The 2165-nt window shown below is 44.8% G+C and carries 2 protein-coding genes and 1 pseudogene; 2 read left to right on the top strand and 1 reads right to left on the bottom strand.

Annotated elements, in window-relative coordinates; genetic code table 11:
- On the top strand, positions 1 to 1204 hold a 1204-nt coding region (locus tag F6K49_RS42975; protein WP_293107693.1), incomplete at its 5' end, for a hypothetical protein.
- Positions 1205 to 1279: 75 nt separating this feature from the next.
- Positions 1280 to 1690, top strand: a pseudogene (locus F6K49_RS42970) (ATP-binding protein); the annotation flags it as partial.
- Between the two features lie 121 nt (positions 1691 to 1811).
- On the opposite strand, the gene F6K49_RS42965 reads toward F6K49_RS42970, so the two are convergent.
- Positions 1812 to 2165: phosphoribosylanthranilate isomerase (locus tag F6K49_RS42965; RefSeq protein WP_293107690.1), on the bottom strand; the 354-nt coding region annotated here is incomplete at its 5' end.

Below are 2165 nucleotides of genomic sequence, written 5' to 3'. Positions count from 1 at the left end.
GAGAAAATCTACATTATTTCTACACATTGAGCAACTGTCAGGTAAGTTCAAAAGCGCTAAGGACTGCTTGAGGAAAGCACAGAAGCGATTAGCTAATGGTCGAAAATTCTACGCTAAAAAGAACTGGCAGAACAGTAAAACTGGTTGTAAATTCCCACTGTCTTGTTCGTTACGATATCGTGACACCAATTGGCAAAATCTACGCTTCCAAATCCATCACAAGAAACGTTATATCGCCCACCTAGAGAGAAAAATCGAAGGGTTGAAAGTAGCTCAGCTACAGGTTAAGGTGCCTTACGGTCAGGTATTTGTTGTTGGTAGCAAAGATGAGACCTGGGGAAATCAGGTTTGTCAATGGGACGGTGAAACGATCCGCTTCCGAGTTCCCAAATGTCTTGAGTCCAAGTATGGACAATACGTTTCGGCAGTTATCGGTGACTTTGACCGCAACATCAACCGCCTGCCTGACGATGGTTCTAGAACCTGGCATTTCTACCGCAAAGATCACAAGTGGGTAGCGGCTGTTCAGTTCACGCCTGCTAAGCTTCAGCGTGTCTCACAGCATTCCCGATATGGCTGTATCGGTATCGATCTCAACCCAAGTAGCGTTGGGTGGGCTTATGTTGACGCTGATGGAAACCTGAAAGCTCACGGACAAATCCCGTTACAGCAAGGTCTACCCAGTGGCAAACAGGATGCTCAGATAGTTGATGCTTGTCTACAACTGGTGACGCTGGCTAAAACTTATCAATGTCCGATAGTCCACGAAACCTTAGATTTTGGCAAGAAAAAAGAAGCATTCAGAGAATTGGGACGGAAATACGCTCGAATGCTATCAGGGTGGGCCTATAGCCGATTCTTTGAGCTGCTGAATTCGATTTGCTCTAACCGTGGCGTCTATGTCTTCACGGTCAACCCTGCTTATAGCAGTTTGATCGGGATGGTGAAGTACGCCCGGATGTATGGACTTGCCAGCGATGAAGTGGCCGCGTTGGTGATTGCTAGACGCGGTATGGGATTGAGTGAAAGACTACCCAGTGCCTTAACCGCTTTGATCGGAGTGAATCCGAGCAAACACGTTTGGTACTGGTGGAATCAACTGAATAAGCAAATACAGGCGAGTGCTGTAATCAATCGTCGGCACGATTACTACAGCATCTCTAACTGGGGATTTTTGGTCAAGCCTTCAGCAATCGCGCAGTAGCAGGCAATACTGCTTAAAATCTCGCCTGAATGGGATTACCGTAGCCCGGATCTACAGTTTTCTATAGGTTCAAAAGAACGGTTGGTAGAAGTCTTAACCAAACTCCTAGATAATGCCTGTAAGTTTACTGAGCCAGGGGGTAAAATCACTATCCAAGCCCAAATCAATGAAACTCAAGCAGAGTCGATAGGATTCCTCACCAAAAATCGCCGCCATAATCCCATGCTAGAAGTAATTGTAGCGGATACTGGTAGGGGTATTGAACCGAGTCAGCTAGACGCAATATTTGAAAGTTTTTATCAAGAGGAAGATTCACTCCGACGCACTGTTGGTGGCACAGGTCTTGGTCTAGCTATCTGTCGTCAGATTATTAAAGGTATGGGTGGAAAAATTTGGGCTAAGTCTGAGGGGAAAAATCAAGGTAGCCAATTCCACTTTACCATCCCATTGGAATCATCTCAAAGCTTGTTGACTGTTGAGTGTTGATCCTCAACCGCCTAACTTTCAATCTTAAACCGATTAACCTTTAACCGACTAGCCTTTAACCGACTAACCTTCAACCGACTAACCTTCAACCGACTAACCTTCAACCGTTCAACCTTCAACCTTAAACTCTTGATCCTAATTTCTCCAATAACCGAGCAACCTTTTTTAAATCTTTATCACCTGGTGTTCGCTCTACACCGCTGGATAAATCAATCCCACTGGGTTGCACCAACGTTAGGGCATCTAAGACATTATCCGGTGTCAAGCCACCAGCTAGTAACCAAGGGATACTGGGACGAAATTTTTGTAGCCTTTGCCAGTCTAAGGTTTTACCAGTGCCGCCCAACATTTTTCGATGGTAAGCATCTAGCAATAGTGTATCTACACAACTTAAATAACTATCTGCCTGATTTAAACATTCTGGAGTTCTTATCCTTAAGGCTTTAATAATTTCAATCTCTGGTAAAGCTTGGCA

The organism is Moorena sp. SIO3I6 (assembly GCF_010672095.1).
Note: the sequence above shows the minus strand (reverse complement) of the source record. Positions and strands in the feature narration are given on the sequence as shown.